The 15,921-nt window shown below is 51.1% G+C and carries 10 protein-coding genes; 9 read left to right on the top strand and 1 reads right to left on the bottom strand.

The features are described from left to right. Positions 1 to 5: 5 nt before the first annotated feature. The 8 genes from OXG87_13125 to OXG87_13090 all read left to right on the top strand — a co-directional run bounded on the left by OXG87_13125 (position 6) and on the right by OXG87_13090 (position 13,410). Complete coding sequence (locus tag OXG87_13125) at positions 6 to 2,240, top strand: alginate lyase family protein (GenBank protein MCY3870495.1); 2,235 nt, start codon at positions 6 to 8, stop codon at positions 2,238 to 2,240. Positions 2,241 to 2,258: 18 nt separating this feature from the next. Next, entirely contained in the window at positions 2,259 to 4,358 is a 2,100-nt protein-coding gene (locus OXG87_13120; GenBank protein MCY3870494.1) for a hypothetical protein, read from the top strand. Between the two features lie 34 nt (positions 4,359 to 4,392). Further along, positions 4,393 to 4,707 carry an L-rhamnose mutarotase gene (rhaM, locus tag OXG87_13115; protein ID MCY3870493.1) on the top strand — a complete coding sequence of 105 codons (315 nt, stop codon included), beginning with the start codon at positions 4,393 to 4,395 and terminating at the stop codon, positions 4,705 to 4,707. Between the two features lie 82 nt (positions 4,708 to 4,789). Then, the gene (locus tag OXG87_13110; GenBank protein MCY3870492.1) at positions 4,790 to 7,390 is read left to right on the top strand and encodes a hypothetical protein; all 2,601 of its coding nucleotides are present in this window, start codon (positions 4,790 to 4,792) and stop codon (positions 7,388 to 7,390) included. 64 nt (positions 7,391 to 7,454) lie between these two features. Further along, positions 7,455 to 8,837, top strand: a complete 1,383-nt coding sequence (locus tag OXG87_13105) for a BNR-4 repeat-containing protein (protein MCY3870491.1) — start codon at positions 7,455 to 7,457, stop codon at positions 8,835 to 8,837. Between the two features lie 336 nt (positions 8,838 to 9,173). After that, the gene (locus tag OXG87_13100; GenBank protein ID MCY3870490.1) at positions 9,174 to 10,892 is read left to right on the top strand and encodes a sulfatase-like hydrolase/transferase; all 1,719 of its coding nucleotides are present in this window, start codon (positions 9,174 to 9,176) and stop codon (positions 10,890 to 10,892) included. A 21-nt stretch (positions 10,893 to 10,913) separates the two neighbouring features. Then, positions 10,914 to 12,524: a sulfatase gene (locus tag OXG87_13095; protein MCY3870489.1), complete on the top strand. Its 1,611-nt coding sequence runs from the start codon at positions 10,914 to 10,916 to the stop codon at positions 12,522 to 12,524. Positions 12,525 to 12,555: 31 nt separating this feature from the next. Further along, a complete protein-coding gene (locus OXG87_13090) occupies positions 12,556 to 13,410 on the top strand; it encodes a phytanoyl-CoA dioxygenase family protein (GenBank protein ID MCY3870488.1) in 855 nt (284 codons plus the stop codon). Between the two features lie 76 nt (positions 13,411 to 13,486). On the opposite strand, the gene OXG87_13085 is transcribed toward OXG87_13090, so the two are convergent. Further along, complete coding sequence (locus tag OXG87_13085; GenBank protein ID MCY3870487.1) at positions 13,487 to 14,254, bottom strand: phytanoyl-CoA dioxygenase family protein; 768 nt, start codon at positions 14,252 to 14,254, stop codon at positions 13,487 to 13,489. 206 nt (positions 14,255 to 14,460) lie between these two features. On the opposite strand from OXG87_13085, the gene OXG87_13080 reads away from it, so the two are divergent. After that, complete coding sequence (locus OXG87_13080; GenBank protein ID MCY3870486.1) at positions 14,461 to 15,810, top strand: sulfatase; 1,350 nt, start codon at positions 14,461 to 14,463, stop codon at positions 15,808 to 15,810. The last annotated feature ends 111 nt before the right edge of the window (positions 15,811 to 15,921 follow it).

Below are 15,921 nucleotides of genomic sequence, written 5' to 3'. Positions count from 1 at the left end.
TTCACATGTATCCAGACAAAGAAGCTGATCTGCTCAAGGCGTTTTCACCTGCTGAACCCATATTTACAGTAGATCCCGATTATATCAAGCGGGCGCGCTCGTTGAGCAAACGGGAAGATAACCCGTGTGGGCAAGCCCTTAAAGCCCTGCTTGTGAAAGCGGATGCCGCTTTGAAGCAGGAACCGCTGACCATTGTGAACAAACCGATCTTGCCTGCCAGTAGTGACAAACACGATTACATGAGTGTTGGACCTTACTGGTGGCCAGACCCCGATAAGCCTGACGGTTTGCCTTATATCCGACGAGATGGCGAGGTCAATCCCGAGGTCGAGAAAACGGACCGCCCTTTGTTGGCAAAATTCATTTCAACGGTGAAAACGCTGGGGTTAGCGTATGGTTTTACACAGCGAGAAGACTACGCGGCGCATGCTGCATTGTTGTTGCGAACATGGTTTATGAATCCCGAAACCAAGATGAACCCAAACCTGTTGTTTGGACAGGCCATACCCGGGATATGCGAAGGGCGAGGTATCGGGCTTATTGAGACAGCGGCATTTGCACGCGAGATGCTCCCTGCGGTCAGTTTTTTGCGCGACTCTAAGAACTGGTCCCAAAAAGATATGGAAGATTTGCAGGCCTGGTTTCACGCGTTTCTCGAATGGATGTTGAAGCATCCTTATGGGGTTGACGAAGCGCGTCATGGCAATAACCATTCGAGTTCTTATGATATTCAGGTTGTGACATTCGCGCTTTTTGTGGGGCAATCAGATCTTGCGCGAATGATATTAAAAGGGGTGGGAGAAAGAAGGATTGCCGATCAGATTGAGCCAGATGGTCAACAGCCTCTGGAACTCGCACGCACAAAGGCACTTGGATACGCGAGTATGAATTTGGAGCTTCTTTTAGAACTCGCTGAAATTGGCCGACAGTGGGGTATTGATCTCGCCAATTATGAATCTACCGATGGGCGATCCATGCGACGCGCCTTTGATTGGCTTTATCCCTACTGGGTGGGCGATCGCGAGTGGACACTTCCACAGATTCAACCCTTTTCTGGAGAGCCCGCATTTAGATGTCTGAGGCTCGCTGCTTACCTTTATTTAAATATGGATTTTGAGCCTGTGAAAGCCGAATTGGCATGCATGAATCAGAAAGAGAAAGCGCAACAAATCTACAATCTTTTAGTGCCGCCATTTGAAGGGAGCGGTTTACACGCGCTCAGAATTTCCGAAGACGTCGTCATCCGTGATCCCCAGGTATTGGTCGATCCAGAATTAGCGAACGGAGACCCCGCCCTCTTGCCCGATCCAGAATTTGTGAATGGAGACCCAACCCTCAGTGAAGCCGAAGTCGCGTTTTTCAAAGAGAATGGTTTTCTTGTGAAACGCGGGTTTCTGCAAGAGAAGGAGACGTTTGACCGGATCGTGGATTATGTGTGGGAAAATGTGCCGCGTGAGATTGTCAAACGCGACGATGTGCAAACGTGGTTCGATGCGCCACACGGGCAGTGGACAGCGGCGGATGCCGAAAAGGCAGGACAATTTGCGCGCGGCACCTGGAAGATGCGCTCGCGTAAAATTGGTACAGAGCCTTTTTTTGTCGATAAGATCGCCAACCACCCACGTATGCGGCAGTTGGTTTCATTGTTCATCGGCGAGCCGGTTAAACGTTCAAACCGGGTGCGAGGGGTCTATTGTATATTTCCAAAACCACCAAATTCGGAAAGTCGTTTGGCCCCCCATGGAGACCATACAGCGGCTCAATTGTCTGCAATGGTTTTTGTAGATACGGTGCCTCCGCACTCTGGTGGCTTTACAATCTGGCCGGGGTCACATTACATGAGTCACTTGTATCACACTACTGTTTACGGTCCCCTTGACCCCGACCTCGCAGAGCCATATAGCAAAGCCCGTGACAATGTGCTGAGAGAGATTGCGCCAGTGGAGTTTTCCGGCAAAGCAGGGGACGTTGTTTTCTGGCATCCTCGCCTTATTCACGGGGGAGGTGTCAATCGCTCTGCTGACCGCGATCGACCTGTCGTGCGTCTCGTTGTTCCCTGTGAGTATCAACGAGATGGTATGACGCCATATTTTAACCTGTCGCATGGACCAGCACCAAACCGTCAGTGGTGGGTCGATACCCGAAACTTTCGAGAGGATGTGCCAGCGACCGTTGACAACATGTGGGACGGATGGACATTTGATACCGGTACAACAGACGCCGGGGACTGCTCAGTGTGAGCGAGGTGGAGCAATAATATGCCTGAAGCAGATGCTAAAAACAGTTGGTTTCGATCCCTTCTGGAATTTGGTGATTCACCCATCGACAAGCGTATCACCGAATTAATGGCAGAAGAATTGGAAACGCGTCCACAACGCATTCAACAAGCCTTTGAAGCAGGTGCAAAATCAGACTTCTCGGGCAAAGACCGTCAGATGTTTGATCAGATGTGGCTCAACCAAAATCTAAACGAAGTCAACAAAGAATTGACGATAGATTTTCAAATCGAACTGGCAAATCTCGCAGAATGTGAGGAGAAAGGCATACAACCCGGGCAGAGTCTCTACAGCCTGTGGCGCAATCCAAGGCTGATTACATTCTACAATTGGTTTGGGTCTAAAAGTACACAGATGCCAAATCGACTCACGCCTGAAACAGAGCGAACTTTGCTGGCTTTACTATGGGCGCGAACCAGGTACAAAAATGATATTTCTGTCGCAAAAAAGAGCACCTGGTGGATCGCGGGTAGTGAGAATCACGACCTGAATACAAAAGCCTGTAATCTTTTAAGTGCGCGTATTTTTGCCAATGAACCCGAGTATGTTGACCGCATTTATCCCGACCTCGGTTATGGAGATGGCATCGGATACGGCGAATCGGGCTATTGTGGGCAGGGCAGCAATGATCGACACGGTGGTGGGCGTGCAAATTGGGCGGATGGAAAATCTTATAACGCAGCCGATCATTACGATGCCTGGTTGCCCTATCTCAATGACTATTTCACTGAGCGTGCAAAGCGGGGATTCTTTCTTGAAAATGGTTCGCCTACCTATATGAAGTACACCATCAGTTATATTCTTATGCTCTACAATTTCTGTGGTGATGAGGGGCTAAAAAAGAAAATTGGCATGTTTTTAGATCTGATGTGGGCCGATTGGGCACAGCTACAAATTGCAGGTTTACGAGGTGGTCCCAAAACGCGCCACCACAAGACTGCTGGTGGATACGATTCTATGTCGGATCTCGCCATTTTCTATCTGGGTGGTGAGGGCAAAACCTCGTTCAACTATCCGCAACAACTCTTAAGCGACTATGCCTGGCCAAGAATCGTATGGGAATTGGCTCTGGATCGAAAAGGGCTCGGGTCATTTGCATATCTCTCTCGGGGCATTGGAGAAGAAGAACCTACCAGCCCCCGTCCATTGGGCACGGAGCGCACCGTGATGGGAGATACGCCATCGCGGTTTGTCAAATACACCTGGGTAACGCCAGATTATGTGCTGGGTACTCAAATGGATCACCCTTATGCGCTTTACAACCACCTATCAACTGCCGGGCGCTGGCAAGGTCTGGTGACCAAAGATCCCAATACCCGTCTGGCAACCATTGCACTGGATACGCCAGAAGGAGAACGCGAAGGTGAAAATATCTACGATATGGAATTGGTGTATCACAGCGTCCAGCATAAGCAAGTGCTGATCACCCAACAAAGAAGACGTTGGGCACAATCCAATCCAGACTGGTATCCAGCCAATGACAATCGGTATGATCGGGAATTCGGGTTATTTTTAGGCAACGGATGGGATCGTATTGATGAAGCAGATGGATGGATATTTGCAGAGAAGAGAAATGTCTATGTGGCAATACGGGTTATTCTTTTGGAAGCAGAGGCCGATGCCAAAGCCTGGGCAAAAGGGACCGACAGGTACCGGGGCAATGTGGTTCTTAGAAACGACAGCTATAGATTCAATAACGATCAGACGATTGTGCAACTGACCAACAGATACAGTCCCGTTCTGATAGAAGCAGGTCGCAAGGCAGATCACCCAACATTGGAAAGTTTTAAGCGTATGATTTTGCAGGGCGAACTCACACTCTATAGAACCGTGGTAACAAGAGAAACAGGCATTGTTGTCGTTTACAAGAGTGCCGCGCCTGAAATGGCAGAAATGGTATTTAATGCGGCCAATACAAGCGATGTGCCTACAGTTGGTGGAAAGTATGTCGATTATGAGCACCCAAAAGTTTTCGACAGCCCTTATATCCAATCCAATTATGATAGCGGCCAGATTGAAATTTGCAAAGGCGATTACAAACTCAACCTCGACTTTAACAACAATTCAAGGGACGAATACTAACACCCTTCAACCTCAAAGTCAGGAGCAAAATATCATGCAACGCAATGCTTTCAAGATGCAGCTAAAGCCCGGCTACGAAGCCGAGTACAAAAAGCGCCACGATGAAATTTGGCCCGAACTGGCTGAAGAATTGGGCAAAGCTGGCGTCTCGGACTATTCAATTTTTCTCGATGAAGAGACACTGACACTCTTTGCCGTGCAGAAGCTGGCCGACGACAATACTGCAGATGAGTTGCCGGAGACCGCAATCGTCAAGAAATGGTGGGCCTACATGGCCGATATCATGGACACCAACCCCGACAACTCGCCGGTCTGCATACCGCTACAGGAAGTTTTTCACCAGGATTAACAGAGTGTTTATAATGCGAATTATAAACCGCATAATGCTGATCGTTATACTTATAACTGGGCAGACACAAGGAGCGGAACCAGTGAAGAAGAATTTTACCCCCGAAGCGGTCGTAGCTGGCTTTGACCAGCGAGTGGATGCGATGTTTCGCGCTGAATCCGGCAAGCCGTTGGTGCGAGCAAAAAAACAGAAGCCACTCGATCCCGGGCGAGGAAATTATGTGCGGGCCTATTCCTATTCCATGGTGGGGTTTGCTGCACGTTGCCTCTACCTGAACGAGATGCTGGAAGAAGCCAATGCCGCACTTGTCGAAAATGCCCAGCATTATCTCGACAACCCCATGGACATCAATGATCGCGACAGTTTTCACTGGCATGCGGAGATCGTCATGCGGCTGATTGAGATGTACGGCGCCAACGGTAGTAATCGCATCACCAAAAAGACCGAAGCCCTCGCTCTCAAGCCAATTTGGGAATACGTCAGGAAGGTTTCCCGGCTTGATAAGGCGGAATACGAGAAATCTAAGACCTGGCACATCTACCTGTCAGAGAATCATCATGCCATGAGTTTTACGGTCTGCTGGCAATTTGCCAAAATCGCGAAAGATCGGCCCGAATACAAGAATCTCAAGTATGATGACGGCGCTACGGCGGCGGAACATTATCGGGCCTGGAATGCGTATTTTGTGGTTTACTGCCGTGAACGTGCGCGCAAAAGCCTGTGCATCGAGATGATGTGCGACGATTATAACAGCACATTGATCAAGGGGTTCTACAATTTCTACGACTTTGGTGACCCGCAGGTGAGACGGTCAGCCGGGCTGTTGCTCGATCTTTATTTTGCCTATTGGGCGCAGGAACAGATTGACGGCGTTCAAGGTGGTGGGCGGTCGCGGATCTATTTCTGGAAAGGGCTTAAGCAAAATCGGGATCATGGCAATGCGCCGCTGGCCTGGTTCTACTTTGGCATCGGCAAGCAGCCTGCTGTTTATGGTCATGACGTGAACGCGGCTCTCAGCGACTACCGACCACCAGCCGTGGTGGCCGATATCGCAATCGACGTGGCAGGACGAGGACGCTACGAGGTGCGGCAGCGTCCCCAGGGTCTGGGAAAAACGGGTCGCCCTTTGAAGACTGCTGATACACAAGTGCCGACCAGGATGCGAACCGATGGAGGGGGTATTCTGCGCTACAGCTACTGTGATCCCGCCTTCATCATGGGAACGCCAATGACGGAAGCGAGGCCCCTGGAGGATTGGGCTGCGATCAGTGTGCAAAACCGCTGGCAAGGCGTGATCTTTGCCGGCGAACACGATGCGCGTATTGTTCCCATCGTTCGCCCCAAAGACAACCGGGTGGCCCTGAATGCACAGTGGTCCGTGCAGAGCAAAGGCAGCTTGATTACCCAGAAGCTCAAGCACCATAAGGACGGTGCCGAGATGATCATCTGGATGTCGAAGAGCGGGTTGAGCGCGCCAGTAGAAGAGGATGGCGTGGTCTATGTGGAGGCCAAAGGCGCTTATGCGGCGATCCGCGTGTCCACAGGCGGTTTCAAGTGGATGGATGGCGAGTTTGAAACGGATCGCTTTGTTCCCGAAAACGCGACCATGATCCCCAATGATGAATACGCACCAGTGATCATTGAAGTCATGGCCAGGAGCGATGTCACGAGTTTCGACGCTTTCAAAAAAAAGGTAAAAGCCTGTGAAGTTCATATAGATGGGACGGTGCTGCGCTACAAAACCATCTATGGCGATCAGTTGACCTTTGATACCAGCGCCAAAGCCGTACCCTCAATCAATGGCAAGCCAATCGACTATGCGCCAAAGAAAGTCTTTGAAAGCCCCTTTCTCAATGCTGAGTGGAACAGCGGGGTTGTCACCATCACCAAGGGAACGCGAAAGAAGATCCTGGATTTTACAACAGACGACCCCGATCAGGTCCTTTACACCAGGCAGGGCAGTGATCCTTCCTGGTCGTCCATTCTCGAAGAGAAACAGATTCCGATCGGTACGAACTCCTCTGCGGGAATAACAGGTTCGATAATTGACGTCAATAACAAGGTGGTAGAAAAAGGTCCTCATGCCTTTCGCCCTATAGAAAGTGAAATCAATATTCACACACCGGGCAACAGTTTGATTCCTCGACGTGAGTTTCACAAATGGTCGCGATGGTATCAAGAGGACGGAAACACACAGGTATTTCGCCTTTTTGATGGCGAGCACAATGTGCGCAATGCACGTGCCAATGCGGCCCGGATTGAGGCATTTAGCAAAAAGAGGTGGAACCGCGGTACCTGGCATGAATGGATTGGCACCTACACGATTGTGAAAGCGCAGGGGTGTGGCATCTTTCAGGTGAAAAACAGCGGTGAAGACTGGTCTATAATGTTGGTTATGACCGCTGATGGTGACGTCGTATTCCAGCCGCGCAGAGCGACTTCTAAGACAGTATTAAAGAACATGGAAGGCAAGTCTTTTGATGTCCGCATTCGCGACAACGGCCATACATCTGAATGCTACATCAATGGAGAATTTATAGGACGCCACGACTGGGAAAGACCCAGTGGTCGCAGTACCTTTCGATGGGGTATGTACGTGGGCGGCAAGAAGCTTTCCAAAGATGCCTTATTATTTGTAACAGGCGCTACAGTAGATCCTGAAGGAACCCCCACCAGGAAGTAAATGGTGGCACTCCTGAAAATTGAGAGTCCTTCTTATTTCACCGATTGCATTTGGAGGTCAGGCTGTGGACACTGAGAAACAAACGGATTTTTCTGTTGTTCCCTTTGGAAGTGGGGGACAATTAAAAATGATCTATGACAGAAGGCAGCGCCCTCAAGCCATCTTTATCAACAATCGAGTATATATCGTCTATAATGGCGGGGCACCAATGGATGCTGAGGTCAGGGAAAAGACATATCCTTTTGTTATCTCTTTTAACCCCGAGACAAAGTCCTCCTCATCCCCCATACAGCTGGGAACCAAAGGCTCAAACGACCAGCATTATTGCCCCATAATCTGGGCTGATAATGATGACTTTTTACATATTTTGTCAGGTTGTCACAAAACGCCAGGAACACATTTAATATCCAAAAAGGTAGCGGATATTGGAAACAGTGTAGAAGACTGGTCTCCAGCCCCTGAAATAAGAAACTCGCTTTCTTACCCTACGGTTTATCACATATACAATAATAGACAAGTGGTTTATTTCCGAACAGGAGAGCACAGAAGTTCGTGGTCATATTTAATTTCAGACAATGAAGGTAAAACCTGGTCAGGGCCTGAAAATGATGTCACAGATTTAAACATGGGGGAAGAAACGGCAACAGTAGATAATCCGATGGACTTGAATGAGTGGTCTTCTTATCACACTTGCTTTCCGAGTAAAGATGGAAAGTTTTTGCACGCCGTATTTTGTTCTTATGATGACAATAAGAAGGATATCCCAGAAAAGTTTTACAATCCCCGTTATGGAACCAAAAAGAATCTCGGGCTCAAATACAATCTCTATTATGTAAAAATCAACCTTCAAACGCATGAGGTTGCGAATTTTGATGGCGAGACAGTCAGAACGCCCATTGACATTGGCACTGCAAATGACAAATGCAAGATTTGGAATACCGATTGGAGAGGCGCAGGCGTTCCACCTGATATTGTCATAGATGAAAATGACAATCCGGCCTTTTTGCATGTGCTATCAGAAGACGTGCCCGACAGGTGCAATTACTATTATGTGAGGTATATTAACCATGAATGGATACAGACGGTTATCACCCCTGCCACTGATGATTGGAACAGTTGCTATCTCAGGCAGGATGAAAGTGGCACGCTGCATGCTTATCTGATAGTAGGTGATCACAAATTTATAAAAGGAAAACGTGGCAACATGGACTCCAAAGGTGGAGGAGATATTGAAGAGTGGATCTCCACAGATAGTGGATTCACCTGGCAAAGAGTGAGAGATTTGACGCCACGTGCCCCGGAGTATGCCGGTTGGAAATTTAACAATATTCAACCGATCAAAGATCCAAAAGGAAATGTAAGAGATGGCATGCTCCTCTTTTACGGGTGGAAAGACAGTGAACTGTGTAAAGCGAAAGGATTTCTGATTATAGATCAAAAATGGTGAGAGGTTACAACGCGATTGGCAGTTCGCATTTTTATCGTCTGATACATTTGGAGAACCAGATATATGACAAAACAAGACAGACCCAATTTCCACTTGATCAGTAATCACGACTCCAGAGCCTGGAAATAATGTTGCTACGGAGATCAATACGCGCATACCCCGAATATTGACCGCCTATCGGCAGAAGGTGTGCGCTACACCAACGCGTTCACCGCTGGCCCAATCTGCTCACCGTCGCGCACGGGCATCTATACCGGCATGCATCCGACGACACTGGGCACGCATCATCACCGCAGCGCGATCATCCGCCCTGAAGGGGTTGAGTTGTTAAACACAATGCTGACGGACGCCGGTTACGCCTGCACGCAGCCGGATAATGACATCAATCTATACGTCTCCAAAGAGGAGCGTGAACAGTATTACAACGCTGAAGATTTCTGGGAGAATCGCCCTGAAGACAAGCCGTTCTTCATGTATTACAGACTGGGCAGTTCCCACGCCAGTGTATTCAAACTGACGCCCGAGGATGCGCGGAAAGCGCGTTCCTCGCTCTTGAGCGACGACGAGTTGCACGACCCGAATGATGTGCCGGTTCCGAGCTTCGTTCCCGACACCCCCCTGTTCCGCGAACGAATGGCGCTCTTCTACGACGCCCTTACCAACGTCGATAAGCAAGTAGGAGAGATCCTGGACGAGCTTGAAGCGCAGGGGCACAGTGAAGACACTATTGTGGTCTATTGGGGAGACCATGGCACGGGTTATCCCCGAGGCAAAATCCACGCCTACGACGACGGACTGAATATCCCGCTGATCATGCGATTCCCGGAGAAGTATCAGCACCTATCCCCGGCAGAACCCGGCAGTGCGGTTGATGAACTCGTCCTGCACATGGACCTCTGCGCGACGACCCTGCAGCTATCAGGCATCCCTATTGCCGAACACATCCAGAGCCGCAACCTGTGCGGTCCCAACAGAGATGAACCGAGAGAATTCGTCTGCAGTGCCAGGGATCGGCTGGACAACAACCCAGAAGTAATCCGCACAATCCGCACAAAAAAATACCGTTACTTCCGCAACTTCCTCCCCCACCAGCCATACGCTTCGTTCTATCCAGACGGCGGATTCTTTGCCACAGTGCCAGAGGAAGGAACTCCGGAACGCGCCTTCTGGGAGACCTCTTGCCTACCGGGCAAACAGAAGGTCCACGACCCCGACGGCGTATTTCTGATGCTCGGCCCGCCGGTCATGATCAAACAGGACGGGTTGCCTGAGCACTACCAGCAGTTCCAAATCTGGCAGGATCACAAACCCGCCGAAGAGTTGTATGACATCGAGAACGATCCCGAAGAGATAAATAACCTGGCAGATGATCCTGCTTACAGCAATGTGAAGGATGGGTTGCGACAGAACCTGTTCGGCTGGATGATCGAGACCCGCGATCTAGGCTTGATCGATGAACCAGAAATTGCTGCGCGAGCAGAGCAGTACAACGGCATTAGCCATGCAGTCGGGGCGCACTGTGATAATTACGAGCGTATTCTGGAAACAGCAGACCTGGCGCGCCTGGGTGACGAAGCAAAGGAAGAACTCGCAAAACGACTTGGTGATCCCGACTGCGCCGTGCGTTTCTGGGCTGTTACCGGCCTTTGCTCGCTCGGTGTGGAACGCGAGATGATCGAGCGCCTGTCCCCCCTTCTTGACGATCCCTCAATCAGCGTCAGCCTGGCCGCTGGGGACTATCTGGTGCGGGCAGGCGAAGGCGCCCTGGCCCTGCCTGCTTTTGAGCGCGCGCTGTCGAGCGATATCCTCTGGGCGAGGCTACGAGCCGGTGCCTATCTGTCATACCGCAGTCGCGAAGAACTCCAGCCCATGAAACCGCTTATTCCCGCCCTGGAGCAGGCCATAAATAAACAGGAGATGTTCGGACCGGAACACAATGCGCAACTCGAAAAGAACAATTACACAAGCGGGCTTGGTGGGCAGCGGGATGGCATCGTCAGGGTGTGGGTATTGGAGCGGGTGATGAAGAGAATCGAACTGTCCGCTAACTTTTAAAAATTGTTGAATGGAGAATTGATGCCCCCCAACATACTCTTTGCCTTTGCGGACGACTGGGGACGTTATGCCAGCGCATACCGTCCCGTCGAGGGCGAAAACGCGATTAACGCACTCCTCGACACCCCAAACTTCGACCGGATTGCCGAGGAAGGTGTGCTCTTCCGAAACGCCTTTGTTCCGGCGCCCAGTTGCACGCCCTGCCGGAGTTCCATCCTCTCGGGACAGTACTTCTGGCAGACGGGCCTCGGCGCCATCCTGCAGGGCGCTGTGTGGGACGAGACCATTCCGACCTATCCCCTCATTCTCGAGGAAAATGGCTACCACATCGGGTACACGTACAAGGTCTGGTCTCCGGGAAGAACCATGAACGCCCCCTACGGCGCAGAGCGCACGCGGTACGAGCCGGCTGGCAGGCTGTACAACCGCTTCTCTCACGTCGCGACCGAACGGGCATCTGAGCTCGGAATCGACGGGGCCAAAGAGATGCTCCTCGAAGAGACGCGGCAGAACTTCGACGCCTTCCTGGAGGCGAGGCCAGCGGAAAAGCCCTTCTGCTACTGGTGGGGTCCGACCAACACCCACCGTACCTGGGAGCGCGGCTCCGGCAAGGCGCTATGGGGGCTGGAGCCCGACGACCTGGAAGGTCGCCTTCCGGCCTTCCTCCCCGACGTCCACGACATCCGTGAAGACGTAAACGACTACCTGGGAGAGTGTCTGGCGGTAGATGCGGGTCTGGGTGTCCTGATCGATCGCCTCGAGGCCATCGGCGAACTGGACAATACACTCATCGTCGTCAGCGGCGACCACGGCATTCCGGGCTTCCCGCGCGCCAAGTGCAACCTTTACAACATCGGTTGCGAGGTAGCGCTGGCCGCCCGGTGGCCAGAACGCATCCCTTCTGCCCGCGTCGTCGATGACTTCGTCAACCTGATGGATCTGGCGCCCACTTTCCTCGACGCCGCGGGCGTTGACATCCCAGACAGCATGACGGCTCGCAGCCTTCTACCTGTGCTCGAAAGCAACAGGAGTGGACAGGTAGAAGCAGAGCGCACGGCCGTCGTTACGGGCCGGGAGCGCCACAATGTCATGGCGAGAGATGGCATGCCCTATCCGATGCGTGCGATCCGCACCCGGGACTTTCTCTACATCCACAACTTTGAGCCCGACCGTTGGCCTGTGGGGGATCCCCGAGGGCTCGACGACCCCAATGCGGAGGCGCCGTCCTGGGACAGTCTCCTGGCCAGCTCGCGCCCGGCGTATTCCGACATGGATGGGGGTCCAACCAAGGCCTGGATGATTCACCACCGCGCCGACAAAGATGTACAGCCCCTCTTTGAGATCGGCTTCGGTAAACGTCCTCGAGAGGAACTCTACGACCTTCGGGTCGATCCCCACTACATGAACAATGTCGCCACGAACCCGGACTACGATCAGATCCGCAAAGACCTGGCGAACGAACTCATGGGTCTCCTATGGGAGAACGACGACCCACGCCTGGTGGAGTCTCCATGTCGCTTCGAGCAGGCCCCCTACGCGGGTCCGCTGGAGGGCGACGAACTCCAGGAGGAAATCGAGCGGCTAACAAACCTGGGCTTGTCGGCACTCATTCCGAATGTTACGGGAGAATGACCACCGCGCCAAAATGAAAGGAGAGCAAACAATGGCTCAGATGACAGAATCGTCGATTGATTTGGACTGGCATGCGCTTTCAGAACAAGAAATCAGGCAATTTGATGAGCAAGGCTATCTCATCGTGCGCGACGTGCTCGATCAGGACATGATTGACCGGGTCGTTGAGGCTGCTGATCGGTTGATTGCGAGTGACGACCAACACATGCGCACGGGACGACTGGGCTTTAAGAATTGTATTGTGAAAGATGATGCTTTTATTCCACTGCTAACCCACGCCAAATCGCTGTCGGTTGCGGTACAGCTTTTGGGTGCACATATCCAACTGATGGTATCACAACTTGCTTATAGAGGCTCTTCCGATCCCTCGAAGAAAGTTCGGCGGGTCGGATGGCATCGCGATTATGGTGCAGCGACAAAAGTATTGGGAAATCATGTGCCCCGTGTGTTGTTAAAGTGCGCGTTTTATCTCAATGATCTGACCGAACCAAACTCGGGTATGACGCTGGTTGCGCCTGGCTCCAATCGCCATAGCAACCCCATTGAAGTCCCTGAAGGAGAGCCTGGACCAAAAGGTTATGTTGAAGCTTCTTTAAAGGCGGGTGATTGCCTATTCTTTGAAAATCGAACCGGGCATGCAGCAGGGATAAACACATCGGGTAACATGCGAAAGGCGATCATGATTGGTTATGGCTATCGTTGGGTGATGCCGCTGGATTATCGAAGCCAGGAGCCTGCCTTTATGGATAAACTGGATGAATTGGGCCGATATCTGGTTGGTGAAAGATATCCAAAGATAGAGGGTTACAAAGCTGGTGGCGGAGATAGCCCACTTACGCCGTGGTGCGAAGAGAATGGCGCGCCAGAGATCAGACCGGTTGTTTAAGAAGGAATCAAATATTTTTGATATTTCTGTGATTCGTTGACGCGCTTTTGTGTAACGCGGTATTATGGGATGAGGCCTATGGCGTCCAAAAACCCCAATGATCCGCCTTGGGCCAGGTCGTGTAGCATTTTTCGCACGAACAAAAAAAGCGCATCATAAAACGTGGTTTAGCCGCAGTATTGACCGACCCATTGTGGCCGAACAAGTGTGAAAAAAAAAGGATATCACCGCGCTTCGGTGTCAGTTCGATACCGGGTTCCAGATCTAACGAGGGGATATCCTTGTTCAGATCTTTCAGGTGCTCGTACTTGACCGGATCGGATTCAGCCAGGGCGCGTATCTTGCTGGGCGAACCAGGCCAAACACAGGTCCCGCCGCCCTGCGGTTCGATATCGCTTAGATAGAGGAGGCTGGTGATGCGATAGGGCCCGGGAAAGGTCTTGGGCACATGCTTCGGGTTGAGGCCGTCGATGTGCGGGTGCCGTGGCATGGTCCATTGCCCCGGACGCCCCAACAAATTTAGTGCAAAGATCGCTTCGGGTGAGTGCAACGAATCAATCGGTTCGCCCAGCAGCTGCGCTACAGCGTTGAGGTAGTCGTCTGTGGCGCAGGCCATCAAATCGGGATCCTGCACCCCGTTAAAGATCACCGCACCGCTGCCTTTGTTATACGTATCGGCGGTCTCCGGCACCGTCGACCAGGTGGACGCATCCCCCGCGTCCATGTCCATCAGCTTCCACATCGCCGCTTCGGCTTGAGCCGCGATCTGATCAGAAATCAGGCCGGAGGCCAGCAAGTAGCCGTTTTGTCGGTAAAAGGTGAGCTGATCTTCGTTTAGAGCCATAGAGTATTCCTCATTCGATGGTTTACAAGCCTTTTCTGCCATGTCCCATAATAAGTTAATTTCTGAACTACGGCAAATACTCTTCATTTTTTGTTTTTGTGGGCTATATTGATTATCAATATTTGTTTGATTATCATGAGGTATGGACAACTTTTTCGTATCGTGATTGCATTCTGATTGTTGTGCAATTAAGTAGGGAGGTTTTTGTGGCCAACAAAGAGAAGCCCAATATTGTATTCATTTTGACCGATCAGTGGCGCGCACAGGCGACGGGGTATGCGGGAGATCCAAATGTTAAGACACCCAATCTCGATGCCCTGGCTCAAAAGAGTATTCGGTTGGATACGACTGTGTCAACGTGCCCGGTTTGTTGTCCAGCTCGTGCCTGTCTTTTGACCGGGCAATATCCACTGACGCATGGGATCTTTTTAAACCAAATTCGGCTTGAGCCCAATACAACCACATTCGCTGAGGTTCTAAAGTCACACGGTTATGACACCGCATACATTGGCAAGTGGCATTTGGACGGAGATACCCACGAGCAAAATTTCATCCCACCTGAGCGACGGTTGGGCTTTGACTTTTGGCGCGCGCACGAATGCTCGCACAATTATTACGATTCGCCCTATTATGATGACTCGGGCATTATGAAAAAGTGGGAAGGATACGATGCGTTTGCACAGACCGATTGTGCGATTGAGTATCTGGAGGGCAGGCAGGATGAAGACGATCCCTTTTTCCTGTTTGTATCCTACGGCCCGCCTCATAACCCTTTCCACAAAGTGCCGGAAGAATACAGAGCGCTCTACAATGAAGATGAAATCGTATTGAGAGACAATGTGCCTGCTGAGAGTGTAGCGACTGCCCGGAATGATATGTGGGGTTATTATGCGCATATTACGGCACTTGATCACTGTGTTGGGCGTGTTGAAGAAGCACTTAAACGCCTCGGGGTGACAGAGGATACAATTCTTGTGTTTACCTCTGATCACGGTGAAATGAATGGGTCGCAAGGCCATGATCGGAAAATACGGCCCTGGGATGAATCTATTCTTGTGCCCTTTCTGTTGCGTTTGCCAGATGGGATTGGTCGTCAAATCGACACCCCTTTTGGCATACCAGATATGATGCCGACGTTGTTGGATCTGGTAGGCGCGCCTGTACCGGAAGGCGTCGAAGGGGTGAGTTTTGCCAAACACATGCTCGGTGAAGCCGATGCGCCTTTGGAGGCTTCACTTTTTGGATGCTACGTTCCGTTTGCCAATTATTCTTATGAACATGGTGGCAGGGAATATCGAGGCGTTCGCACGAGCCGTTATACTTATGTGCGTGACCTGGAGGGGCCCTGGTTGCTATATGACAATGAGGCAGATCCTTATCAGTTGGAGAACCTTTGTGGTCGGCCTGAGGTAGAATCTGTTCAAACGCATCTGGAAGGTTTGCTTTCAGATCTGTTGAAGGAACAGAACGACGCGTTTGAGAACGGGCAGGAATTGTTGGATCAATGGGGATATGAAATGGTAAATCCCCACGCATTTCGCAGGAAACAAATGTAAACGAAAATTAAAAAGTACTGTGAGCGAAAACGGATTGCAGCTTCTTTGGTTTAACAAGTAGGGAATACCGCGAACGACAGAAGATCGGCATTTTGAACGACAAATTTGAGG

The organism is Gemmatimonadota bacterium (genome assembly GCA_026706845.1).
Taxonomy (GTDB): Bacteria; Latescibacterota; UBA2968; order UBA2968; family UBA2968; genus VXRD01.
This window is presented reverse-complemented; position numbering and strand designations above follow the sequence as displayed.